The following is a 24,636-nucleotide window of genomic DNA, read 5'->3' on the forward strand; positions in this document are numbered from 1 at the left end:
CCCTCTGCGCTTAGGCAAACCGCTCGATCTGGCAAATGGTGGTCTTGGTTTCCTGCATCATCGTCACCGAGTCATAGCCATACGTGGTGGCGGTATTGACCGCTTCGCCACGCACCACCGGCATCGCGCCCTCGGGGTAGTAGTCCTTCAGGTCCTTGCCCTGCCACCAGCCAGAGAAGTGGAACGGGACAAAGGCGGTATCCGGCCCGACCCGCTCGGTGACCAGCGCGCGCACCTTCAGCCGGGCGCCGGTAGGGGTCTTGACCCAGCAGAAGTCGCCGTTGCGGATGCCGCGGTCGGACGCCGCGCGCGGGTTGATCTCGACGAAGTTCTCCTGCTGCAGTTCCGCCAGCCACGGATTGGAACGGGTTTCCTCGCCCCCGCCCTCGTATTCGACCAGCCGCCCGGAGGTCAGGATGATCGGGAACTTCTCGGCCACCTTGTTCTCGAGGTTGCGCTGCTGCACCGACTTGTACAGCGTCGGCAGCCGCCAGAACGCCATCTTGTCGTCGTGGGTCGGGTACTTGACGACCATGTCGGGGCGCGTGGAATACAGCGGCTCGCGGTGCTGCGGAATCGGGTCCGGGAAGTTCCACACCACCGCGCGCGCCTTGGCGTTGCCGAACGGGTGGCAGCCATGGTTCTTCATCACCACGCGCTGGATGCCGCCGGACAGGTCGGTCTTCCAGTTCTTGCCCTCGGCCTTGGCCTTCTCGGCATCGGTCAGGTCGTCCCACCAGCCCAGCTTCTTCAGCAGCACGTGGTCGAACTCGGGGTAACCGGTGGTGATTTCCGCGCCCAGCGAATACGAACCGTCTTCGGCCAGCAGGTTGACGCCGTCGCGCTCCACGCCGAAGTTGGCGCGGAAGTTGCCGCCGCCGTCCATCACGTGCTTGGTGGTGTCGTACAGGTTGGGCGAGCCCGGGTGCTTCAGTTCCGGCGTGCCGTAGCACGGCCATGGCAGCCCGAAGTAGTCGCCGGTCAGGTCGTAGCCGGTGACCGGGTCCTTGCCTGCCTTGCAGCGCAGCGTCTTGACGTCGAACATCTGCATATTGCGCATATGCGACTTAAGACGTTCAGGCGACTGGCCGGTGTAGCCGATGGTCCAGTTGCTGGCGTTGATCTCGCGCAGGATCGATTCCGGCTCCGGCTCCATCCAGGTCCGGCCGGCGCGCTTGACCTCGATCATCTTGTAGTTCTTCGACAGCTCCTTGCCGAAGCCGAGCTTGTCGGCAAACGCCTGCATCAGCGTGTGGTCGGGCATCGATTCGAACAGCGGTTCGATCACCTTCTCGCGCCATTGCAGCGAACGGTTCGACGCCGTGCACGAGCCCGAGGTCTCGAATTGCGTGCAGGCCGGCAGCAGGTACACCGCGCGGTTGGGGTTGACCTTGTCGCCCTCGGCCGGCGGCATGTTGGCCATGGCCGCGGTCGCCGACGGGTACGGGTCGACCACCACCAGCAGGTCGAGCTTGTCGAGCGCCTTCTTCATTTCCAGGCCGCGCGTCTGCGAGTTCGGGGCATGGCCCCAGAAGAACACGCCGCGCACGTTGTTGTCCTGGTCGATCAGCTCGTTCTTCTCGGTGACGATATCGATCCAGCGCGACACCGTGGTGCCGGACTTTTCCATCATCGCCTGCGAGACGAACTGCTTCTTGATCCATTCGTAGTCCACGCCCCACACCGCCGCGTAGTGCTTCCACGCGCCGGTGGCCAAGCCGTAGTAGCCCGGCAGCGAGTCGGGGTTGGGGCCGACGTCGGTGGCGCCCTGCACGTTGTCGTGGCCGCGGAAGATGTTGGCGCCGCCGCCCGCCACGCCGATATTGCCCAGCGCCAGCTGCACGATGCACGACGCGCGCACGATGGCGTTGCCGATGGTGTGCTGGGTCTGGCCCATGCACCACACCAGCGTGCTCGGGCGGTTCTTGGCCATGGTCTCGGCGACCAGGTAGACCTGCGCCTCGGGCACGCCGGTCACTTCCTCGACCTTGTCGGGCGTCCACTTGGCCAGCACTTCTTCCTTGACCTTGTCCATGCCGTAGACGCGGTCGTTCAGGAACTTCTGGTCTTCCCAGCCGTTCTTGAAGATGTGGTACAGCACGCCGAACAGGAAGGCGATATCGGTGCCCGAGCGGATCCGCACATAGTGGTGCGCCTTGGCCGCGGTGCGCGTGAAACGCGGATCGACCACGATCACCTTGCAGCCGTTCTCCTTGGCATGCAGCAGGTGCAGCATCGACACCGGGTGCGCCTCGGCCGCGTTGGAGCCGATATAGAGAGCTGCCTTCGAGTTCTGCATATCGTTGTACGAGTTGGTCATCGCACCGTAGCCCCAGGTGTTGGCCACGCCCGCCACCGTGGTGGAGTGGCAGATGCGCGCCTGGTGGTCGGTGTTGTTGGTGCCGAAGAACGACACCCACTTGCGCATCAGGTAGGACTGCTCGTTGCTGTGCTTGGATGAGCCGACGAAGAACATCGAGTCCGGGCCGGTCTGCTGGCGGATCTCTTTCATCTTCGCGGTGATCTCGTCCAGCGCCTGGTCCCAGCCGATGCGCTGGTACTTGCCGTTGACCAGCTTCATCGGGTACTTGAGCCGGTACTCGCCGTGGCCGTGCTCGCGCAGCGCGGCGCCCTTGGCGCAGTGCGCGCCCATGTTCAGCGGCGAATCGAACACCGGCTCCTGACGGATCCACACGCCGTTCTGCACCACCGCGTCGACCGCGCAGCCGACCGAGCAATGGCCGCACACGGTGCGCCGGACCACGATGCCGTTCTTGCCGTCGGCGGCGGCGCCCTTCTTGTCGTCGGCGGCGTCGGCCTTGCGCAGCAGCGTCAGCTGCCCGGCCGCCAGGCCGGCGCCGACACCGATGCCGGAGCGCTTGAGGAAGCCGCGGCGGTCCATGGTGGGCATGGCGCCCGCCAGGCTGGCCGCGAGTCGTTGCGAGAGCCGGCCGGAAGCGGATTCGGGCCGGTTGGCGAGGCCGTCAGCGAGGCGGGCGGATGCGCCCTGCGCCGCGCGTTTGCGGGTCAAGATCATGTCTCACCTCAGAAACGGACGCCTGGGTAGCGTCCGGTAGCAGGCGGCGCGCCAGACCACGCCGCCGTGGCGATTACACCAGCGTGGTCCGGTAATACTTGCGGATATGCTCGGAGATCCGGTAACCCTTGCTGTCCGACGGGGGGTCGGCGGGTTCCGGCTGGGCTGCAGCCTGGCCTGGCATGACCGGTGCGCGCGCGCTCAGCGCTGCCGCACCCGTCGCGGCGGCCACGACTCCGGCGCCCGCGAGAAACGTGCGGCGCGCGACCCTGGTTGGCTTCTCTCTCATGTGGGGGCTCCTCGGTTGTCAAAGCCCGATGGTTGTGCCGTTATGCGTTGTTATGCATATTCTAGAATCAACTGCAGGGAAAGACCATGACAAGCGCGGGTTTTTCCTTACCTTCCGATCCTATTTGGGCTAGGCAGCCCGCCCGTGACCCGCGCCTTGCGCCGCATCGGTCCCGTACCGGCCCACTCGCCCGCTTACGTCATCTCCAGCGCCACCGCCTCGACGCCGGCGAAGGCGCCCAGCAGCCCGGCCACGCTGCGATAGAAGCGCGCCTGCGGATGCGCCGCCACTGCCTCGCACAAGGGCTCGATCCACGGCTGCAGGTGGTGCGCAAAGAAGCGCTGCTGCTCGCCCAGGTTGGATATCGACAGGTCGTCGCCCGCCACCAGGAAGCGCATCACCTCGCACAGCGTGGCGATGTGGTCTTCGGTCTCGCTGACGCCTTCATGGCGCTCCAGGCCATAGCGGGCCAGGTCTTCGCGCAGCGCCACCAGCGGGCGCTCGTTGAGGAAGCCCGTCATATAGAAAGAGCCGTAGAGGAACACGTCCTGGCGGCCCACGCCGACGAACAGCTGCCGGTACTCCTCCTCGGCCTCGGCCGCGGTGGTTTCGGATGCTGCGTCGCACAAAGCGTTCCACGCCTTGCCCAGCACGGTATGCGCGTCGTCGCCCACGGCGCGGTTGGCGGCGATGTGGTGCAGCAAGGCGGCATCCGGCGCGCGGTAGAACAGCGTTGCCAGCACGCCGTACAGGTCGGCGCGCGCAGTGTCCTCGCTGTCCGCGGGGTCGGCGGGCGGCGCGGCGGTGAGCTGGATCGGCTGGAAATCTGTCATGTCGTGATGATTTTTTGCCTTCGCGCCGGGTTTCAGCGCAGGGTGGCGCCGGTGACGGCGCCGGGATCGCGTTCCATCATGTCCACCACGCGGCAGTCGGGGCACATCCTGAGGCGTTCCGCGGCGGCGCCGGCAAAGGCCGGATGGCCGGCCAGGCGCACCAGCATCGATTCGACCATCTGCGCGGTGCCGAACGGCTTGGCACAGCGCACGCAATGGAACGGCTGGGCCTCGTTGAGCGTGACCGGGCGCCGTGCCGCGTCGCCGGCCAGCAGGCGCGGCACCAGCGTTACGGCGTCTTCCGGGCAGGTCTTCTGGCACAGCCCGCACTGCACGCAGTTGCGCTCGATAAAGCTGAGCACGGGGCGCTCGGGGTTGTCGCGCAGCGCCTGCGACGGGCACGCGCCCACGCAGGCCAGGCACAGTGTGCACTTGCCGGTATCGACGGTGATGGCGCCGATGGGCGCGCCGGCCGGCAGCGGCACGCTCTGCGCCGGCACCGGCGCATGACGCACCAGGTGGTCGAGCGCAAAGTCGAGCAGCTCGCGCTTGGCCGCGACCGGGCCGAAGGATGCGGGCGGCAACGCGTTGCGCGCCGGGCGCAGCGCCGCCAGGCCGGCATCGAGCGCGAGCGTGTCGGCGGCCTCGACCAGCGACAGCGCGTCAGCGTCATAACCCAGGCCCGACAGCAGCGCACGCCCGACCGCCATCTGCTCCGCCAGCGCGGTGCGGTATTGCGGCGCCTCGTCGCCGGTCAGCAGCACGGCGACACGGCTGGCGCCCCAGCACAGCGCAGCCAGCCACAGCTCCAGCCCGACCGAGGCCGGATGGAACAGCGCCAGCGGCATGACCGGCGCGGGCACGCCGCGCGCCTTGCCGCCGCGGGCGGCGCGGCCCAGCGCCAGCAGCGCGGGCGTGCCGTATTCCTCGCCGTGCAGCAGCACCACAGCATCGCGCGCGCCGGCCTGCCGGTAGGCGGACAGCAGCGTGCGCAGGCGCGCGCCGGTCGTCTCCGGGCCGGGGTAGCCGTAGCTGATGGCGCCGCTGGGGCAGACCGTGGTGCAGGCACCGCAGCCCATGCACAGGTTGGGCGTGACTTCGATGCGTCCCTTGCCGTCATGCCAGCGCGAGACGATGGCCTCGGTCGAGCAGATATCGATGCAAGCGGTGCAGCCGGTGGTCTGGTTGCGCCCGTGCGCGCACAGGCTGTCCTTGTAGCGGAAGAACCTGGGCTTCTCGAACTCGCCCACCAGTCCGGCCAGCAACAGCGCCTGGGCCTGCTGGCGCGCGGGGTCGGCGCCGGCGTGCAGGTAGCCCTGCGGCGGCTGGTGCATGGTGAAGGCGGGCGTGTCGCACAGGTCGAAGACCAGGTCGAAGCGGCCCTGCGCGGTGGCCTGCGGGCGGTCGAAGTCGATCGCCGCGGCGGCGCCGCAGGCGCGCACGCAATCGCGGTGCGCGCGGCAGCGCGACAGGTCGATCTGGTAGCTGAAGTCGATCGCGTCCTCGGGACAGGCGTCGATGCAGGCATTGCAGCGCGTGCACAGGTCCAGGTCGATCGGGTTGCTGCGGCCGGCGCCGGTCTCCCAGCTGGCGTCGAAGGCGCCCAGCCAGCCCGTCAGCGCTGCCAGCCGGCCGCTGTGGACCGGATAGGCGCGCGCCGCCGGCTGCGCGGCGCTGCCGTCGCGCGGGTCGGCGCCGCTCAGCAGCACCGTGACTTCGAGCTGCATCGCGGCCAGCCGCTCTGCCCACGGCAGCGCGCGGGCGGCTGGCCCCAGCACCAGCACGGCGCCGCCGCTGCGGTAGTCCACCACCGGCACCGGTTCGGGCTCGGGCAGCGCGGCCACCGCGAGCAGCGCGGCGATCTTGGCGTTGGCGGTCTTCGGGTCGCGCCGCGCACCCTGCGACCAGCCGCCGGTCTCGCGGATATTGACGAAGCGCACCGGCGCGGTCACCACCGGGCGGCCCTCGCCGCCCTGCGCGGCATGCGCGGCCACCTCGGTAAACAGCTGGCGCTCCTGCGTGCAGGCGACGATCACGTCCTCGGTACCGTCCAGCGCGGCGGTGAAGTCACCGATTTCGCGCCGGCACAGCAGCCGGTGGACCTTGAGCGGCCCCTCGCTGGCGTCCCGGGTTGCTCCAGACAACGCCGCCCCGTCCAGCGGCATGGTGTCGTTGCAATTGCAGATCAGCGTCGGCATGGCGAATGCGGCTGACCGGTCCGGACGTCCCTTCTTGGCGGGGGTCTGCGGGCCGGCGGATTGTGGGGATGCCTATTGTAGGCTGCGCTGCCCCGCGGGGCTACGCGCGTTTGTCCGGGTCTGGCTGGCCCTGTTGTTCGCTTTGACTGCTATCCGGTGGCGGCGTTTCGGCGCCCGCGGGCGCATCGGCCTGCGCCAGCGGCACGGCGGCTTGCTCGCCCTCTGGTTCGGACACCTCATGCGCTGCCGGCGGTACCTGTTCCGGCGCGGACAGCCGGGCCGCGGCCTCGGCCGCGGCGCGCTCCTCGTCGGTCGGCTCGAACAGGCCCAGGGTCTCGGCCTGGCGCAACTGGCGCAGGATCTCGGGCGGGATCGGGTCCGGCTTGCTGTAGTCGTCGATATAGATATCGAGCCCGTCCATCACATTGAAGTGCGGATCGGCAAACAAGGTCTTCAGCGCGGCGCGCTTGACCGATTCGTCGACGCCGCGCGCGACGAAGCGCGCGATCTCGTCACCGGGCCGCAATGCCGCGACGTCGGCCAGCGTTGGCGGCGGAGTCTGCGGCGCCTCGGGAGCAGCTTCCGCGGTCGCCGGGACGGCCCCGGGCTCGCCCTCGACCTCGGCCGGCTGCGGCGGTTCCGCCGGCACGGCCACGCCCTCGCGCACCGCGGCCTTGCGGCGCGACCAGCGCGACAGGAAGGACGATTCGCTCATGGGCAGGGCCGCCTCTCGGTAGCGTCAGAAATCAATAGCGGGCGCGCTCGTCCGGCGCCTTGAAGGATTCGGGCCGGCGCCGCTGCTTGGGCTCGGGCCGGTAATGTTCGTTGACGTAGGCCTGCAGCCAGTCGCGCTGCTCCGGCGCCAGCGGCACGTTCTCGACGGTCTCGCCGGCATCGAGCCAGCGGCCGGCCTCGTTGTACGACAGCGTCACCGTGACCGGCACCGGATGCGCCGCTTCGGCGTCGCCCTCGCCCGCGCCTTCGTCCTCGGGCATGCGCCACAGCACGAACCAGCACGGCGTGGCCGAGGTCAGGTTCAGGTAGTAGCCTTCGCCCTGGTCGCGGAACAGCTCCACTTCATAGCCCGGGTACAGCCAGCGCGCGCCCTGGGCGTCGCGCTCCAGGCATACCGGGTGCGTGCCGAACTCGCCCAGGTCGGGCAGCACCGCGTCCAGCTGCCACTTCCAGGGCTGCCAGCGGTTGGCCAGCGCCACCTTGCGCATCACCACGGCCATGGTGACGGCGGGGCGCGCGCCGGGCGGCGGCAGGTTGGCGGCGGGCTGGCTGTCCATGGCGGCGGGCGTGCTCAGGTGTTCTGCACAACGATGCTGGGGAACTTGCTGGTCATGTCGCGCGCCTTGTCGGCGACCTTGATCGCCACCTTGCGCGCGATGGCGCGGTACATCTCGGCGACCGGGCTGTCGGGCTCGGCCACCACGGTCGGGCGGCCGGAATCGGCCTGCTCGCGGATGCTCAGGTTCAGCGGCAGGCTGCCGAGCAGGTCGACGCCGTAGTCGGCGCACATCTTCTCGCCGCCGCCGTGGCCGAAGATATGCTCGACATGGCCGCAGTTCGGGCAGCAATAGACCGCCATGTTCTCGACGATGCCCAGGATGGGGATGCCCACCTTCTCGAACATCTTCAGGGCCTTCTTGGCATCCAGCAGCGCAATGTCCTGCGGCGTGGTGACGATCACCGCGCCGGTCACCGGCACCTTCTGCGACAGCGTCAGCTGCACGTCGCCGGTGCCCGGCGGCATGTCGACGATCAGGTAGTCCAGGTCGCGCCAGTTGGTCTGGCGCAGCAGCTGCTCCAGCGCCGAGGTCACCATCGGGCCGCGCCATACCATCGGGTTGTCCTGCTCGATCAGGAAGCCGATCGAGTTGGCCTGCAGGCCGTGGCCCTCCAGCGGCTCCATGGTCTGGCCGTCGGCCGATTCCGGGCGGCCGTCGATGCCCAGCATCATCGGCAGGCTGGGGCCGTAGATATCCGCGTCGAGCATGCCCACGCGCGCGCCCTCGGCAGCCAGCGCCAGCGCCAGGTTCACCGCCGTGGTCGACTTGCCGACCCCGCCCTTGCCCGACGCCACCGCGATCACGTTCTTCACGCCCGGCAGCAGCTTCACGCCGCGCTGCACCGCGTGGGCGACGATCTTCATGGTCACGGCCACGCTGACATTGGTCACGCCCGGCACCTGCCGCACCGCGGCCACCACCAGCTTGCGGATCGGATCGATCTGGCTCTTCGCGGGATAGCCGAGTTCCACTTCCAGCGATACCTCGCCGCCATCGACGCGGATGTTCCTGGCCGAGCGGGTGGACACCAGGTCCTTGCCCGTATTGGGGTCGATGACGGTGCGCAGGGCTTCGGTAACCTGCTCAGTGCTGAGGCTCAAGACAAACTCCGCTTGGATAGGTGGGGAACGGGCGCATGATGGCCTGCGCCTAATGTATCAAAGTATGCAGCACCGGCCATGAACGACGGTAATCCGCGCGCAATCCCCTCTGTGGGGTGGGGGATTACAGACAATTACAAATCTCACAAGCTTGCACTTGTGCGCGCGCCGCCATATCCATATTGTAGTGCGGTTGGACGGCCCGGCATGTTCGACACCGCAAGCGGTGCCGCCCGGCCTGGCCGACGCGCACCATGGGTTACCTGCCGCTTGCGCCTTGGCGTTACCATCGCGATGCGGTACCAAGAACATTTACGGGAACATCAGAAGGAGAAAGCATGAAGATCAAGCTCGCTACCGTTTCGCTCGTTTCGCTCGCCGCCGCCACGCTGCTGGCCGCCGGCTGCGCCACCGAACAGCAAACCCATACGGCGGTCGGTACCGGCGTCGGCGCCGCGGTCGGCGCGGGGCTTGGCAACCTGATCGGCGGCAACACCACCGGCACGCTGGTGGGCGCGGCCGTCGGCGGTGCCATCGGCGGCGCCACCGGCTACAACTGGAACGCGATCCGCGGCAAGCTGAACAAGGACACCGCGGGCACGGGCACCCAGATCACCGAGCAGCCGGACGGTTCGCTGAAGGTCAACATCCCCAGCCAGGTCACCTTCGACACCGACAGCGCCACCATCAAGCCGTCGTTCCGCTCGGTGCTCGACCAGGTCGCGCAGACCCTGGGCCAGCACCAGGACGTCAGCGCCAACGTGGTGGGCCATACCGACAGCACCGGCAACCCCAACTACAACATGCAGCTGTCGCAGCGCCGCGCCCAGAGCGTGGCCGGATATCTGGGTGACCGGGGCGTCGCACGCAACCGCCTGACAGCCGAAGGCCGCGGCCAAAGCCAGCCGGTCGCGGACAACGGGACCGAGGCCGGACGGGCACAAAATCGCCGCGTCGAAATTTTTTTGAAACCAATTCAAGGGTGACCCTGTCATAGAAACAGGTGCCGCTTGCCACCGTTGCTGGCTCGCGATGGGTGGCTGACCTCCCGGGCGGTACCTGATTTCTCCTCCTTTTCCGTTGTGGAAAGCTGCGCCGGCTCTGACCGGCGCTTTTTTTTGCCCGCACGCAACCGGAGCCCCGTCCCTTCCGCGATGCGGAACCGGCGCGCGGCGTCCGGCCAGTTGCTAAAATAGCCCCTTCCCGGCACGCGCCCGCCCCTGCTGGCTGGCGCCGTCCCCCCTGATTTCCCCGCTCCTGACCGGCTCCTGTTTATGACCGCACGTCGCATCCTCGTCACATCCGCCCTGCCCTACGCCAACGGCCAGATCCATATCGGCCACCTGGTGGAGTACATCCAGACCGATATCTGGGTGCGGTTCCAGCGCATGATGGGCAACGAGGTTTATTACGTCGGTGCCGACGATACCCACGGCACCCCGGTCATGCTGCGTGCCGAGAAAGAAGGGATCACCCCGAAGCAGCTGATCGACCGCGTCTGGACCGAGCACAAGCGCGATTTCGACAGCTTCCTGGTGTCGTTCGACAACTACTACAGCACCGACGCCGAGGAAAACCGCGAGCTGTGCGAGAAGATCTACCTGGCGCTGAAGGCCGAAGACCTGATCGCCGAGCGCGAGGTCGAGCAGTTCTACGACCCGGTCAAGAGCATGTTCCTGCCCGACCGCTTCATCAAGGGCGAGTGCCCCAAGTGCGGCGCCAAGGATCAGTACGGCGATTCCTGCGAGGTCTGCGGCACCACCTACGTGCCGACCGACCTGAAGAACCCCTACTCGGTGGTGTCCGGCGCCACGCCGGTGCGCAAGTCGTCGGCCCATTACTTCTTCAAGCTGTCCGACCCGCGCTGCGAGAGCTTCCTGCGCGAGTGGGTGGCCGACCTGGCGCAGCCCGAAGCCGCCAACAAGATGCAGGAATGGCTGGGCGCCGAGGGCGAGGCCTCGACCCTGTCCGACTGGGACATCTCGCGCGATGCGCCCTACTTCGGCTTCGAGATCCCGGGCGCGCCGGGCAAGTACTTCTACGTGTGGCTGGACGCCCCGATCGGCTACTACGCCAGCTTCAAGAACCTGGCGCAGCAGCGCGGCATCGACTTCGACGCCTGGGTCGGCCCGCACTCGACCGCCGAGCAGTACCACTTCATCGGCAAGGACATCCTGTACTTCCACACGCTGTTCTGGCCGGCGATGCTGCGCTTCTCGGGCTACCGCACCCCGACCAACGTGTTCGCCCACGGCTTCCTGACCGTCGACGGCGCCAAGATGAGCAAGTCGCGCGGCACCTTCATCACCGCGCAGAGCTATATCGACACCGGCATGAACCCGGAGTGGCTGCGCTACTACTTCGCCGCCAAGCTCAACGCCAGCATGGAAGACCTCGACCTGAACCTCGACGACTTCATCGCGCGCGTGAACAGCGACCTGATCGGCAAGTACGTCAACATCGCCAGCCGCGCCGCGGGCTTCCTGGTCAAGCGCTTCGAAGGCAAGGTCGACGAAGCCGCGCTGGCGCATCCGCTGCTGGAGCAGCTGCGCCAGGCCGCGCCGCAGGTGGCGCACCTGTATGAAAGCCGCGAGTACAGCAAGGCGCTGCGCCTGGTGATGGAGCTGACCGACGCGGTCAACGCCTTCGTCGATACCGAAAAACCGTGGGAACTGGCCAAGGACGACAGCAAGCGCGCGGCGCTGCATGCGGCGTGCTCGGTCTCGCTGGAGGCGTTCCGCCTGCTGACGATCTACCTGAAGCCGGTGGTGCCCAACGTCGCCGCCGGCGTCGAGCGCTTCCTCAACGTCGCGCCGCTGGACTGGCGCGCGATCGACCAGCAACTGTCGGCCGCGAGCCCGGTGCAGCCCTACCAGCACCTGATGACGCGCGTCGATGCCAAACAGGTCGACGCGCTGCTGGCCGCCAACCGCGAATCGCTGCAGGCAACCGCGGCACCGGCCGCCGCCGGCCCGGCGATCGAGCCGGTCGCCGACACCATCACCATCGACGACTTCGCCAAGGTCGACCTGCGCGTGGCGAAGATCGTCGAATGCCAGAAGGTGGAAGGTTCGAACAAGCTGCTGCAGCTGACGCTGGACCTGGGCGAAGGCCGCACCCGCAACGTGTTCTCCGGCATCCAGTCGGCGTACACGCCGGAGCAGCTGGTGGGCAAGCTGACCGTGGTGGTGGCCAACCTGGCACCGCGCAAGATGAAGTTCGGCGTGTCCGAAGGCATGGTGCTGGCGGCCTCGGCCGCGGATGAGAAGGCCACGCCCGGCCTGTACATCCTGGAGCCGCACAGCGGCGCGGTGCCGGGCATGCGCATCGGCTGATCGTTTTATGTTGCTGCAGCCTCTCCCGCAGTGCGGGAGAGGCTGCCATGCCGCGGCACGCCCGTGCCGCGGTTTCCCCTCCGCGGCGAATCACCGCCTCACCCCCTTGGGCACGACACGTTGCCCGTCACAGCCGCCTGAATTCTGCAATGCAGAACAGGACCGCGCCAAATCCCCCCGCTGTCTCCGGCTCTATGCACACGCGGCATGGCACACATGGTTCCGGCGCATCGCGCTTGTGACCCCCTGGCTAGCCGCGTAGATTCCACCTCGCAGAATCACAAACCACAAAAACAAGAAGCCGGCCGCGCAACCCGCTTGCGCACTCGCGCCGCCGCTTCGCATGGAAGGGGACATTTGTGAAGAAGCTCCTGATCGCCAATCGTGGCGAGATCGCGTTGCGCGTGCAGCGCGCCGCGCGCGACCTTGGCATCGCCACCGTGGCCGTCTACGCCACCGACGACGCCGGCAGCCGGCACCGCCTGCTTGCCGACGAAGCCGTCGCGCTGCAGGGCGAGGGCGCGGGCGCCTATCTCGACATCGCCGCCATCATCGACGCGGCGCGCGCCACCGGCTGCGACGCCATCCACCCCGGCTACGGTTTTCTCAGCGAACGCGCCGACTTTGCCGAAGCCTGCGCGGCGGCGCAGATCGTCTTTGTCGGCCCCCTGCCCGAGCAGCTCGCCCTGTTCGGCGACAAGGGCCGCGCGCTGGCGCTGGCCGCCCGCTGCGGCGTGCCGGTGATGCCGGCCGCGCCCGGCGGCGCCACGCTCGATGCGGTGACGGCCTTCTTCGACGAGCAGGACGGCGCCGGCGTGGTGCTCAAGGCCGTCGGCGGCGGCGGCGGGCGCGGCATGCGCGTGGTGCGCGAGCGCGATGCCCTGCCCGAAGCCTATGCGCGCTGCCGCTCCGAGGCACGTTCTGCGTTCGGCGTCGATGCCATCTACGCCGAGCGGCTGGTGGCGCGCGCGCGCCATATCGAAGTGCAGATCGCCGGCGACGGCGACAGCGTGATCGCGCTGGGCGAGCGCGACTGCACGCTGCAGCGCCGCTTCCAGAAGGTGGTGGAGATCGCGCCCAGCCCGGCGCTAAATGCCGCGCTGCGCCAGCGCATCGTCGATGCGGCCTGCACGCTGGCGCGCGAGGCGCGCTATCGCAGCCTGGGCACGTTCGAGTTCCTGGTCGAGGAACCCGAGCACGGCGCCGGCCGCGACGGCGCGGCGCTGCCCTTCGTCTTTATCGAAGCCAACCCGCGGCTGCAGGTCGAGCACACCGTCACCGAGCAGGTCACCGGCGTCGACCTGGTGGCGATCCAGCTGGGACTGGCGCAGGGCCGGCGCCTGCCGGAGCTGGGCCTCGACCCACGGCAGCCGCCGCGCGTGCGCGGCTATGCGATCCAGGTGCGCGTCAATGCCGAAGCCACCGACGCGAAGGGGCTGGCGCGGCCGGCGCAGGGCCGGCTGGAGCGCTTCGATCCGCCCACCGGGCCGGACGTGCGCGTCGACACCCACGGCTATACCGGCTATGCACCGTCCGCGCACTACGACACGCTGCTGGCCAAGCTGATCGTGACCTCGGCGACCGATAACTTCGCCGACGCGGTGCGGCGCCTGCAGCGCGCGCTGGCCGAGTTCAATATCGCCGGCATCGCCACCAACCTGGACCTGCTGCGCGCGCTGGCCGAGCGCGATGACTTTGCCAGCCAGCAGGTGCATACCCGCTATATGGAGACGGCGCTGCCCGCACTGCTGGAACGTGCCGCGCAGATCGGCGCGCAGCATGCGGCCCGGCACGCCCTGGCGGGCACCGCCGCGGCGCCGGTGGCGGCGACTTCCAGCAGCGCCAGCTTCGACGAACAGCTCGGCGAAGGCCTGTGCGCGGTGCGCGCGCCGATGAACGGCCGCGTGATCGAGCTGGCGCGCGAGAACGACGTGGTCAGGGCCGGCCAGACCGTGGCGGTGCTCGATGCGATGAAGATGGAACACGCCATCGTGGCCGAGCGCGCCGGACGCGTGATCGACCTGCGCAGCGCCTCCGGCGAGCAGGTGGCCGAGGGCCAGGTCATGCTGGTGCTGGAGCCCGCCGACGCCGGCGCGCATGCCGGCGCCGGCACCGAACGCGCCGACCCCGCGGCGATCCGCCCCGACCTGCAGCGCGTGCTGGACCGCCATGCCTTCCTGTACGACGCGGCCCGCCCCGAGGCCGTGGCGCGCCGCCATGCGCGCGGCCAGCGCACCGCGCGCGAGAACGTCGACGACCTGTGCGATGCCGGCAGCTTCCGCGAATACGGCGGCCTGGCGGTGGCGGCGCAGGCCAGCCGGCGCAGCGAGGCCGACCTGATCGCCAACACCCCCGCCGATGGCCTGATCACCGGCACCGGCGCCGTCAACGGCAGCCTGTTCGCGCCGGAACGCGCGCGCTGCGCGGTGCTGGCCTACGACGCCACCGTGCTGGCCGGCACCCAGGGCAAGCGCAACCACACCAAGACCGACCGCATCCTGGAAGTGGCGCTGCGCAACCGCCTGCCCACGGTGATCTTTGCCGAAGGCGGCGGCGGCCGCCCGGGCGACGTCGACTTCCCCACCGTGGCCGGCCTGTACCAGCCGTCGTTCGGCGCGTTCGCCGAGCTGAGCGGCGAAGTGCCGGTGGTGGGCATTGCGTCCGGGCGCTGCTTCGCCGGCAACGCCGCGCTGCTGGGCTGCTGCGACCTGATCATCGCCACGCGCAACGCCAATATCGGCATGGCCGGTCCCGCCATGATCGAAGGCGGCGGCCTGGGCGTGTTCCGGCCCGAGGACATCGGGCCGGCCGCGGTGCAGTACCACAACGGCGTGGCCGACCTGCTGGTCGACGACGAAGCCGCCGCCGTGGCCGCCACCAGGCACTACCTGTCGATGTTCCAGGGCCGCATCGAAGCATGGCAGGCGCCCGACCCGCTGGCGTTGCGCCACGTCGTGCCGGAAAACCGCCTGCGCGTCTACGACACCCGCGCCGCCATCGACGGCCTGGCCGATGTCGGCAGCGTGCTGGAGCTGCGCGCGGGCTTCGGCACCGGCATCCACACCGCGCTGGCGCGCATCGAGGGCCGGCCGGTGGGCATCCTCGCCAACAACCCGCGCCACCTTGGCGGCGCCATCGATGCCGACGCCGCCGACAAGGCCGCGCGCTTCATGCAGGTGTGCAATGCGCACGGGCTGCCGATCGTGTCGCTGATCGACACGCCGGGCTTCATGGTGGGCCCCGAGGTCGAGGCCCGCGCGCAGGTGCGCCATGTGTCGCGCATGTTCGTGATCGGCGCCAAGCTGCGCGTGCCGTTCCTGGCGGTGGTGCTGCGCAAGGGCTATGGCCTGGGCGCGATGGCGATGGCCGCGGGCGGCTTCCGCGCGCCCAGCTTCACGGTGTCGTGGCCGACCGGCGAATTCGGCGGCATGGGGCTGGAGGGTGCGGTCCGGCTGGGCTTCCGCAAGGAGCTGGAAGCGCTGCCGGCCGGCCCGCAGCGCGATGCGCTGTACCAGCAGCTGGTGGCGCAGATGTACGAACGCGGCCATGCCATCAACGCCGCGGCGGCGCTGGAGCTCGATGCGGTGATCGATCCCGCCGCGACCCGGCAGTGGCTGGTCAGCGGCCTCGACGCCGGCGCCGCCGACCCGCATCGATCCCAGCGGCCGATCCGCGCTTTCGTCGACGCCTGGTAGGCGCGGCGGCAGGCAACCCCAGAGCGACAGCAAGAGGAGACAGCAGATGAACGAACAGGCGTTCTTCGCGGACCTGGAAGCCCGGCATCGCAAGATCTGGCCCGCCGGCCTGCCCGATGCACCGGTCTACCCCCACGGCGAAGTCCCGCTGGGCGACTACCTGCGCGCCTGGGCGCGCAAGCGCCCGGACCATGCGGCGCTGGTCTGGTACGGCACCACCGTCACGTACGCCGAGCTCGACGACCTGTCCGAGCGCTGCGCCGCGCTGCTGAAGGGCCGCGGCGTCGGCGCGGGCGACCGCGTCGCGGTGATGATGGGCAACTGCCCGCAGTTCCACGTGGTGTTCTACGCCATCCTGAAGCTGGGAGCGGTCTATGTGCCGGTCAACCCGCTGTTCAAGGAGCACGAGCTGGTCTATGAACTGAACGATGCGGGCGCCACCACCATCATCGTGCAGGACCAGCTGGCGCCGCTGCTGATGTCGGTGCGCGCGCAGACGCGGCTGCAGGCGGTCTACACCACCAGCGCCGGCGCCATGCTGCCGGCGCAGCCCGAGCTGCCGCTGCCGGCCGGGCTGGACGCGCCGGCACTGGCCGTCGATGGCGCCATCGACCTGCTGCAGGCGCTGCGCGACACCGCGCCGGTGGCGCTGCCGCCGGTCGACCTCGACGCGCTGGCCGCGCTCAACTACACCGGCGGCACCACCGGCCTGCCCAAGGGATGCATGCACACGCAGCGCGACATGCTGTACACCGCGGCGGCCTCGTATGCGCTGACCGGCGGCGTCGACCCGGCGCGCCTGGCCGAGGGCTCGGACGACGTGATGCTGAACTTCCTGCCGATGTTCTGGATCGCGGGCGAGAACCTGGGGCTGATCTACCCGATCTTCAGCGGCGCGACCGTGGTGCTGCTGGCGCGCTGGGACCCGGTCGCGGTGATGGCGGCGATCGAGCGCTACCGCGTCAACCGCACCTTCGTCGTGGTCGACAACGCGGTCGAGCTGATGAACCACCCCGATTGCGGCCGCTACGACCTGCGCTCGCTGCAGCATACGCGCGCCGCCTCGTTTATCCGCAAGATCACGCCCGACATCCGCCAGCGCTGGCATGCGCTGACCGGCAGCATCATTGCCGAAGGCGCGTGGGGCATGACCGAGACCCATACCAGCGACACCTTCACCACCGGCATGCAGGCCGACGACATGGACCTGCGCGGCCGCCCGGTCTTCGTCGGCCTGCCGGTGCCGGGCACGCGCATCAAGATCTGCGACTTCGACACCGGCGCGGTGCTGCCGGTGGGCGAGGAAGGCGAGATCGTGGTCAGCACGCCGTCGCTGTTCAAGGGCTACTGGGGCCGCCCGGACGTCGACGCAGAAGTGTTCCGCGACGGCTGGTTCCGCACCGGCGATATCGGCGCGTATGACGAGGACGGCTACCTGCATTTCCTGGGTCGGCGCAAGGAGATGCTGAAGGTGCGCGGCATGAGCGTGTTCCCGTCCGAGCTGGAAGTGCTGCTGTCGCGCCACCCCGCGGTGCTGGGCTCGGCCGTGGTGGGCCGCCCGGACCCGGACAAGGGCCAGGTGCCGGTGGCCTTTATCCGCCTGCGCCCCGAGCATGCCGACGGCACCACCGCCGATGCCTTGCACGCGTGGTGCCGGGAGCAGATGGCGGTGTACAAGGTGCCCGAGATCCGCATCCTGCCCGAATTCCCGCTGACCGCCACCGGCAAGGTGCGCAAGGTGGAACTGCAGGCGTTGCTGGATACCGAGGCCGGCGGCTGAGCGCGGGCGCCGCCCTTCTGTCCCGCAGCACCGGCGAGGATGCCACGCGCTCCGGCACAACGACGGAGCCACCACGGAGCCACCACGGAGCCATCGGCCATGCACGATCGATCCACCGGCACCACCAGGGAAGACCGCCACTTCGTCACCGCGCTGGCGCGCGGGCTGGAAGTGCTGGCGTGCTTTCGCACCAGCGACCGCGCGCTGGGCAACCAGGAAATCGCGCGGCGCTGCCAGCTGCCCAAGTCCACGGTTTCGCGCCTGACCTCGACCCTGACCCGGCTGGGCTACCTGGCGCGCGCCGAGGGCAGCCAGCAGTACAGCCTGGGCACGGCCTGCCTGCGGCTGGGCAGCGCCATGCTGTCGCGGCTGGATATCCGCAAGGTGGCGCGCCCGCTGATGCAGGAACTGGCGGATTTCTCCGGCGGCACGGTCTCGCTGGGCACGCGCGACCGCTTCTCGATGATCTATGTCGAGCATTGCCGCAGCAGCGCCGCGATTGCGCTGACGCTCGATACCGGCTCGCGCATTCCCGTGGCCACCTCGGCGATCGGCCGCGCCTGGCTGGCCGTGGCCGCCGACGCCGAGCGGCAAGCCTTCATGGAGCAGGTGCGCGATGTCGACGACCTGGCCTGGCCGCGGCTGCGCCGGGGCATCGAGCAGGCGCTGGCCGACCACCACAGCCTGGGCGTGACCTGCTCGATGGGCGAATGGCAGCCCGACGTCAACGGCATCGCGCGCGGCTTCGAGCCCGGCCACGGCATGCCGCCCATGGCGCTCAACGTGGGCGGGCCGTCGTTCCGGCTGTCGCCGTCATTCCTGCTCGAGGAAGTGCGGCCGCGCCTGCTGGAAGTGGTGCGCCAGCTCGAGACCAGCTTCCCGCGCTGAGCGCGCCCGTTGTCCACACCCACAGCGCCGCCACGAGACGGCGCAACAGGAGGAGCACCATGCAAGTGAAGACATTGTCCCGCGCCGCCCGCCACCGGCTGCTGGCCGGCATCCTCGCCGCGGCCATCGTGCCCGCGGCGCACGCCGCCGCGCCCGCGCCCGCCACCGGCAGCCTTACCGTCGCCTTCGGCGCGGAATCGACCACGCTCGATCCGGTCAAGATCTCGGCCGGGGTCGACCATTACTTTGTCGGCCAGATCTTCGAGATGCTGGTGCGCCGCAACGCCGCGCTCAAGGACGAGAACTGGCTGGCGCAGAGCTGGAAGCTGGAAACCGGCAAGGACGGCAAGCCGGTGCTGGACGTGCAGCTGCGCAAGGGCGTGCGCTTCCACAACGGCGACCCGCTGACCTCCGAGGACCTCGAGTTCTCGTGGCAGCGCCAGCGCGATCCCAAGAGCAGCTTCTTCTCGCACTATGTGTCGTCGGTCGAGCGCTTCGAGATCGTCGATGCGCACCGCTTCAAGCTGCATTTCAAGGAGCCCGACGCGCAGTTCCTGGTCGGCAACATGCAGCTGTGGGCCATGCCCAAGAAGTACATCCAGAAGGTCGGCGAAGAAGAGTTCGCCAGGAAGCCGGTCGGCACCGGGCCATGGAAGTTCGTCTCGCGCACGGTCAAGGACGAACTGAAGCTGGAAGCCTTCGACGGCTACTGGAACCAGGAGAAGCGCCCCGGCATCAAGGAACTGACCATCAAGGTGATTCCCGAGGACCTGACCCGGGTGGCGGCGTTCAAGACCGGCAAGGTCGATTTCATCGACAACGTGCCGCCTTCCATGGTCGAGGAATTCAGGAAGATGCCGGGCGTGAAGACCGTCACGCTGGTCAGCGGCAACAACCTGTTCCTGAACTTCAACACGCAGATGCCGAAGTCGCCGTTCAATGACGTGCGCGTGCGCCAGGCGGCGGCGCATGCGATCGATGTCGACGCCATCATCAAGCGCGTGCTGTTCGGCCAGGGCGAGCGCTACGCGCAGGTGGGCAAGGGATCGAACGGCTACGACCCCGCGCTCAAGCCCTATGCCTTCGACCCCAAGCGCGCGCGCGAGCTGCTCAGGCAGGCGGGCTATCCCAACGGCTTCGACACGCCCTGCTACAACCTCACCACGCCGCGCGAGCCGGGCGTGAAGGAAGTGGGCGAAGCCATGTACGCCTACCTGAGCGCCGCGGGCATCCGCTGCCAGGTGCGCAACCTGGAGTACGGCGCGTGGATCAGCCTGGGCAAGCGCGGGCGCTCGGGCCCGCCCGAGATGGACGGCGTGCTCAGCTGGATGTGGTCGCAGGGCCTGCCCGGCGATCCCGGCCTGGCGTGGTCCGGCCACCTGCACAGCTACCAGCCCGGCGGCGGCTGGGGCACGTACTCGTACACCAGCGACCCGGAAGTCGATGCGCTGCTGGAGAAGCAGCGCCAGGCCATGGACCCCGCCGCGCGCAGCGCGCTGCTGCAGCAGATTGCGCGCCTGAAGCATGAGCGCGTGCTGGGCGGCCTGCCCACCTACCGCCCGCTGGTGACCTTTGCCTGGCGCGACAACAAGATCAACTACGTGCCGTGGCCGATCCGCGACTACTGGCGCTCGTTCCAGGAAGTCAGCTGGAAACCGCAGCACTGATGCGCCGCCGCGCCCGGCCGCATTCATCGCTGCGTGCCGGCGCGGCACCCCCGCTGACGATTTTCCGACGGAGCCTGCCATGCCCATTGCCAAACGCCTGCTGCACGGCCTGATCAGCATCCTTGGCGCGAGCGTGATCATCTTTCTGATCTCGCGCCTGTCCGGCGACCCGCTGGCGCTGCTGCTGCCCGCCGACGCGCCGCCACAGGTGATCGAACAGACCCGCCAGCATCTCGGCCTGGACCAGCCGCTGGTGGCGCAGTACCTGGTGTTCCTGCGCAACGCCGTCACCGGCGACTTCGGCAACTCTTACCGCTGGCAGGAGCCGGCGCTCGGTTTGATCCTGGAGCGGCTGCCGGCGACGGTGGAGCTGGCGCTGGCTGCGCTGGCGTTCTCGATCGCGATGGCGGTGCCGTTCGGGGTGCTGTCGGCGGTCTACCGCGGCTCGTGGTTCGACCGCTTCGCCAAGGTCTTCGCCATGGCCGGCCAGGCCATGCCCAACTTCTGGGTCGGCCTGCTGCTGATCCTGTTCTTCGCGGTGCAGCTGAACTGGCTGCCGGCGTTCGGGCGCGACGCGTGGAACAGCCTGGTGCTGCCGGCGATCGCGCTGGGCTGGTATCCGGTCGCGGCGCAGACCCGCGTGGTGCGCTCGGCCATGCTCGATGTGCTCGACAGCGACTACATCCGCATGGGCCGCGCCATGGGCCTGCCCGAGCGCGTGCTGATCTGGAAGTACGCGCTGCGCAACGCGGCGATTCCGCTGGTGACGATCCTCGGCGTGTACTTCGCGGCGATGCTGGGCGGCGCCTTCGTGGTCGAAGTCATCTTCGCCTGGCCGGGCGTTGGCCGCACCGTGGTCGAAGCCGTGTTCGCGCGCGATTTTCCCGTGGTGCAGGCGGGCGTGATGCTCACCTCCGTGCTGTTCGTGCTGTCCAACCTGCTGGTCGACCTGAGCTACGGCCTGATCGACCCGAGGATCCGCCATGCCTGAGATCGCCATCCCTCCCGCCGGCGCCGCGGCACCGGTGCGCAAGCGCGCGCGGCGCAACCTGCGCGGCCTGCCCTGGTTCGCGCTGGCGGTGCTGCCGCTGCTGCTGGCCTGCGCCATCGGCGGCGACGCGATGCTGCCGCACGACCCCAACGGCCTCGACCTGGGCCTGGCGTTCCAGCCGCCGGCGTGGCTGGCCGGCGGCAGCTGGGCCTATCCGCTCGGCACCGACAACATGGGCCGCGACCTGCTGACGCGGATCATGGCCGGCACCCGCATCTCGCTGGTGGTGGCGCTGTACGCGATCCTGATCTCGGGCGGCATCGGCACCGCCGCAGGCATGCTGGCCGGCTATTTCGGCGGGCGCCTGGACGCGCTGATCATGCGGCTGGTCGACATCCAGATGTCGATTCCCGCGCTGGCGCTGGCGCTGGTGCTGGCGGCGGTGCTGGGCCCGGGCTTCAATACCGTGGTGCTGGTGATCGTGGTGACCTACTGGACCTGGTACGCGCGCATCGTGCGCGGCGAGGTGATGTCGCTCAAGCAGCGCGACTACGTGGCGCTGGCGCGCGTGGCGGGCTGCGGCACGCTCACCATCTTCCGCCGCCACCTGCTGCCCAACCTGTTCAACACGCTGCTGGTGCTGGCCACGCTGCAGGTGGGCCAGGTGATCATCTTCGAGGCCTCGCTGAGCTTTCTCGGCCTGGGCATCCAGCAGCCCGACGTGTCGTGGGGCCTGATGCTGGCCGATGCGCGCAACTACATCACCAATGCGTGGTGGGCCATCACCATGCCGGGGCTGGCCATCATGGCGACCTGCCTGGCGTCCAACCTGCTGGGCGACTGGCTGCGCGACCACTTCGACCCGAAACGGAGGCAGCTATGAGCACGCCGGACCCGCACGTGACCCAACGCCCCGCGCCGGCGCCCGCGCCGGACGCTGCTGCCCGCGGCGCGCCGATGCTGTCGGTGCGGGGCCTGACCACGCACCTGGAGCTGCGCCGCGGCGTGGTGCGCGCCGTCGACGGCGTCGACCTGCACGTGAACCAGGGCGAGACCCTGGGCGTGGTGGGCGAGTCGGGCTCGGGCAAGTCCATGACCATCCTGTCGATCCTGCGCCTGCTGCCGCGCCAGGGCGGCGTGCGCCTGGGCGGCCAGGTGCTGCTCGATGGCGTGGACCTGCTGCAGCTGCCGGAAAAGACCCTGAGCACGCAGTACCGCGGCCGCAAGATCGCGATGATCTCGCAGGACCCGCTGACCTCGCTGAACCCGGTGTTCACGGTCGGCGACCAGGTCGGCGCGCCGCTGCACTACCACGGCCTCGCCGACAGCCGCGCGGACCGGCGGCGCCAGGTGGTGCAGGTGCTGGACAGCGTGCGCATCCCCTCGCCCGAGACCCGGCTCGACGACTATCCGCACCAGTTCAGCGGCGGCATGCGCCAGCGCGTGGTGACCGGCATGGCCATCGCCAGCGCGCCGCGGCTGCTGGTGGCCGACGAGCCGACGTCGGCGCTGGACGTGACCATCCAGGTGCAGATCATGGCGCTGTTCCGCAAGATCCAGGCGCAGACCGGCGTCGGCATCATCCTGATCACGCATGACCTGGGCGTGGCGGCCAGCATCTGCCACCGGGTCGCGGTGATGTACGCCGGGCGCATCGTCGAGACCGGCGACGTGCGCACGCTGTACCAGCGCCCCGCCCACCCCTACACGCAGGCGCTGCTGCAGGCCATCCCGCGCTTCGGCGACCGGCGCGAGCGGCTGTACGCGATCCCGGGCAGCCCGCCCAGCCTGGTCGACCCGCCGCACGGCTGCCGCTTCGCGGCGCGCTGCCCGCACCGCAAGCCGCTGTGCGACGACGCCTATCCCCCCGAGATCGAACTCGAGTCCGGCCACAAGGTCAGCTGCTGGCTGGCCTCGGCCGGCTGAGACAGCGCACGCCAGGAGACGCCATGCTGCTTGAAGTGCAGGACCTGCAGAAGCATTTCCCTACGCGCGGCGGCACCGTGCGCGCCGTCGACGGCGTCAGCTTTGCCGTCGATGCCGGCCAGACCTTTGCGCTGGTGGGCGAGTCCGGCTGCGGCAAGACCACCATCGCGCGCCAGCTGCTGCTGCTCGAGCGGCCCAGCGCCGGCGCCATCCGCTTCGACGGCCAGGACGTGCTGGCGCTGGACCGCAAGGGCGTGCTGGGCTACCGGCGCCAGGTGCAGGCGGTGTTCCAGGACCCGTCGTCGTCGCTCAACCCGCGGCTCAAGGTCAGCATGCTGCTGGCCGAGCCGCTGCTGGCGCACGGCCAGGGCGGCGACCGCGCCGCGCTGCGGGCACGGCTGCTCGAGCTGCTGGAGATCGTCGGCCTGCCGCCCGGCGCGCTCGACCTGTACCCGCACGAGTTCAGCGGCGGCCAGCGCCAGCGCATCGCGGTGGCGCGCGCGCTGGCGCTGCGGCCGCGGCTGCTGGTGCTGGACGAGCCGACCTCGGCGCTGGATGTGTCGATCCGCGCGCAGATCATCAACCTGCTGGCGGAGATCCAGCGCAGCTTCGGGCTGGCCTACGTGGTGATCGCCCATGACCTGGCGCTGGTGGAGCACTTCAGCTCGGCGGTGGGGGTGATGTACCTGGGCAATATGGCCGAAAGCGGGCCCAGCGCCGCGGTCTTCGGCGCGCCGCGCCATCCCTACACGCAGGCGCTGCTGGGCTCGGCGCCGCGGCCCGACCCGGACCACCAGCCCGCGGAAGGGCTGATCCTGGGCGATATCGGCTCGGCGCTGCACCCGCCGCCGGGCTGCAAGTTCCATCCGCGCTGCCCGCACGCGCTGCCGGCGTGCGCCGCCGAGGCGCCGCGCATGCGGCGGCTGGACCCGGGCGCCGGCACCGCCGCACCGCCGCACCAGGCCGCCTGCCACTTGCTGCAGTGAAGGCGGGCGCGTGCGTCAGCCGCCCTGCATTCGCGACGGATCGTCGCTGCGCGAGGTCGTGGTGACGGTGCCGTCGCTGTTGAAATGCACGTTGAAGAAGGCCTTGTCGGTCGAGGTCTCCATCCAGCGGTAGCCCCACACCTCTTCCTGCTTCAGCCTGAACGCCTCGACCCTGGTGGGCTTGCCCAGCAGGCGGCGGATGTCGTCCTTGCTCATGCCGGCGCGCACGCGGGCGAAGTTCTCGGCCGACAGCACCTGCTCGATCTTCGCCACCTTGCCGTCGGCGCCGATGGTGACCATCCACGTGGTGGTACCCTCGGGGCCGCGCGGATATTCCAGCCGGCGCCCGCCGTTGGCTTCTTCCCAGACGATCTCGGGCTTGCCGGCCTGGCGGCGCAGGTCTTCCTCGGTCGACTGGCCCGGCACGATGCCCTTGAACAGCTCGCTGTCGGGCTTGATCGCGTTCCAGGTGTTGCGGGCGGTCTCGCCCGCCTTCTTCATGGCTTCGTCGACCTTCTGCTGGTCGCAGCCGAACAGCGCGAGCATCGAGGCAATCAGTCCCATGGCGGCAAGGCGTCGCGGCGACGCGGCAAAGGTCGAAGGGAAGTACGTCGAA

Annotated in this window: 18 protein-coding genes; 10 read left to right on the forward strand and 8 right to left on the reverse strand. The window is 69.4% G+C overall.

From position 1 onward, the window contains the following. Positions 1-10: 10 nt before the first annotated feature. The 7 genes from CBM2594_RS13075 to apbC all read right to left on the reverse strand — a co-directional run bounded on the left by CBM2594_RS13075 (position 11) and on the right by apbC (position 8,752). Positions 11-3,037 carry a molybdopterin-dependent oxidoreductase gene (locus CBM2594_RS13075; RefSeq protein ID WP_116357194.1) on the reverse strand — a complete coding sequence of 1,009 codons (3,027 nt, stop codon included), beginning with the start codon at positions 3,035-3,037 and terminating at the stop codon, positions 11-13. 73 nt (positions 3,038-3,110) lie between these two features. After that, positions 3,111-3,326 carry a formate dehydrogenase gene (locus tag CBM2594_RS13080; RefSeq protein ID WP_116357195.1) on the reverse strand — a complete coding sequence of 72 codons (216 nt, stop codon included), beginning with the start codon at positions 3,324-3,326 and terminating at the stop codon, positions 3,111-3,113. A 194-nt stretch (positions 3,327-3,520) separates the two neighbouring features. After that, positions 3,521-4,159, reverse strand: a complete 639-nt coding sequence (locus CBM2594_RS13085; RefSeq protein ID WP_116357196.1) for a TorD/DmsD family molecular chaperone — start codon at positions 4,157-4,159, stop codon at positions 3,521-3,523. Between the two features lie 32 nt (positions 4,160-4,191). Beyond that, positions 4,192-6,357, reverse strand: coding sequence for a 4Fe-4S binding protein (locus CBM2594_RS13090; protein ID WP_116357197.1), 2,166 nt, complete (start codon positions 6,355-6,357; stop codon positions 4,192-4,194). 100 nt (positions 6,358-6,457) lie between these two features. Further along, positions 6,458-7,072, reverse strand: coding sequence for a DUF3306 domain-containing protein (locus CBM2594_RS13095; RefSeq protein ID WP_116357198.1), 615 nt, complete (start codon positions 7,070-7,072; stop codon positions 6,458-6,460). A gap of 31 nt (positions 7,073-7,103) precedes the next feature. Further along, complete coding sequence (locus CBM2594_RS13100; RefSeq protein WP_116357199.1) at positions 7,104-7,649, reverse strand: DUF3305 domain-containing protein; 546 nt, start codon at positions 7,647-7,649, stop codon at positions 7,104-7,106. Positions 7,650-7,663: 14 nt separating this feature from the next. Beyond that, positions 7,664-8,752: an iron-sulfur cluster carrier protein ApbC gene (gene apbC, locus CBM2594_RS13105; RefSeq protein ID WP_116357200.1), complete on the reverse strand. Its 1,089-nt coding sequence runs from the start codon at positions 8,750-8,752 to the stop codon at positions 7,664-7,666. 338 nt (positions 8,753-9,090) lie between these two features. Here apbC and CBM2594_RS13110 point away from each other — a divergent pair, with 338 nt between their 5' ends. From CBM2594_RS13110 to CBM2594_RS13155, 10 genes are all read left to right on the forward strand, one after another. Beyond that, the gene (locus CBM2594_RS13110) at positions 9,091-9,738 is read left to right on the forward strand and encodes an OmpA family protein (protein WP_116357201.1); all 648 of its coding nucleotides are present in this window, start codon (positions 9,091-9,093) and stop codon (positions 9,736-9,738) included. A gap of 288 nt (positions 9,739-10,026) precedes the next feature. Then, positions 10,027-12,087, forward strand: coding sequence for a methionine--tRNA ligase (gene metG, locus CBM2594_RS13115; RefSeq protein ID WP_116357202.1), 2,061 nt, complete (start codon positions 10,027-10,029; stop codon positions 12,085-12,087). Between the two features lie 359 nt (positions 12,088-12,446). Then, the gene (locus CBM2594_RS13120; RefSeq protein WP_116357203.1) at positions 12,447-15,782 is read left to right on the forward strand and encodes an acetyl-CoA carboxylase family protein; all 3,336 of its coding nucleotides are present in this window, start codon (positions 12,447-12,449) and stop codon (positions 15,780-15,782) included. 46 nt (positions 15,783-15,828) lie between these two features. Then, positions 15,829-17,562: an AMP-binding protein gene (locus CBM2594_RS13125; RefSeq protein ID WP_116357204.1), complete on the forward strand. Its 1,734-nt coding sequence runs from the start codon at positions 15,829-15,831 to the stop codon at positions 17,560-17,562. 99 nt (positions 17,563-17,661) lie between these two features. Beyond that, positions 17,662-18,450 (forward strand): IclR family transcriptional regulator, encoded by a 789-nt coding sequence (locus CBM2594_RS13130; protein ID WP_116357205.1) that lies wholly within the window; start codon positions 17,662-17,664, stop codon positions 18,448-18,450. A gap of 59 nt (positions 18,451-18,509) precedes the next feature. Beyond that, on the forward strand, positions 18,510-20,117 hold the full coding sequence (locus CBM2594_RS13135; RefSeq protein WP_116357206.1) for an ABC transporter substrate-binding protein: 1,608 nt from the start codon (positions 18,510-18,512) through the stop codon (positions 20,115-20,117). Between the two features lie 79 nt (positions 20,118-20,196). Beyond that, positions 20,197-21,108 (forward strand): ABC transporter permease, encoded by a 912-nt coding sequence (locus CBM2594_RS13140; RefSeq protein ID WP_116357207.1) that lies wholly within the window; start codon positions 20,197-20,199, stop codon positions 21,106-21,108. Beyond that, positions 21,101-21,991 carry an ABC transporter permease gene (locus tag CBM2594_RS13145; RefSeq protein ID WP_116357208.1) on the forward strand — a complete coding sequence of 297 codons (891 nt, stop codon included), beginning with the start codon at positions 21,101-21,103 and terminating at the stop codon, positions 21,989-21,991. Before CBM2594_RS13140 ends, CBM2594_RS13145 begins: the two co-directional genes overlap by 8 nt. Next, the gene (locus CBM2594_RS13150) at positions 21,988-23,034 is read left to right on the forward strand and encodes an ABC transporter ATP-binding protein (RefSeq protein WP_116357209.1); all 1,047 of its coding nucleotides are present in this window, start codon (positions 21,988-21,990) and stop codon (positions 23,032-23,034) included. The genes CBM2594_RS13145 and CBM2594_RS13150 overlap by 4 nt, the downstream gene beginning before the upstream one ends. Positions 23,035-23,057: 23 nt before the next feature. After that, positions 23,058-24,020, forward strand: coding sequence for an ABC transporter ATP-binding protein (locus CBM2594_RS13155; RefSeq protein WP_116357210.1), 963 nt, complete (start codon positions 23,058-23,060; stop codon positions 24,018-24,020). Between the two features lie 15 nt (positions 24,021-24,035). On the opposite strand, the gene bamE is transcribed toward CBM2594_RS13155, so the two are convergent. Beyond that, complete coding sequence (gene bamE / locus CBM2594_RS13160; protein WP_116357211.1) at positions 24,036-24,584, reverse strand: outer membrane protein assembly factor BamE domain-containing protein; 549 nt, start codon at positions 24,582-24,584, stop codon at positions 24,036-24,038. Positions 24,585-24,636: the final 52 nt, after the last annotated feature.

This window comes from Cupriavidus taiwanensis (assembly GCF_900249755.1).
Classification (GTDB): Bacteria; Pseudomonadota; Gammaproteobacteria; order Burkholderiales; family Burkholderiaceae; genus Cupriavidus; species Cupriavidus taiwanensis_D.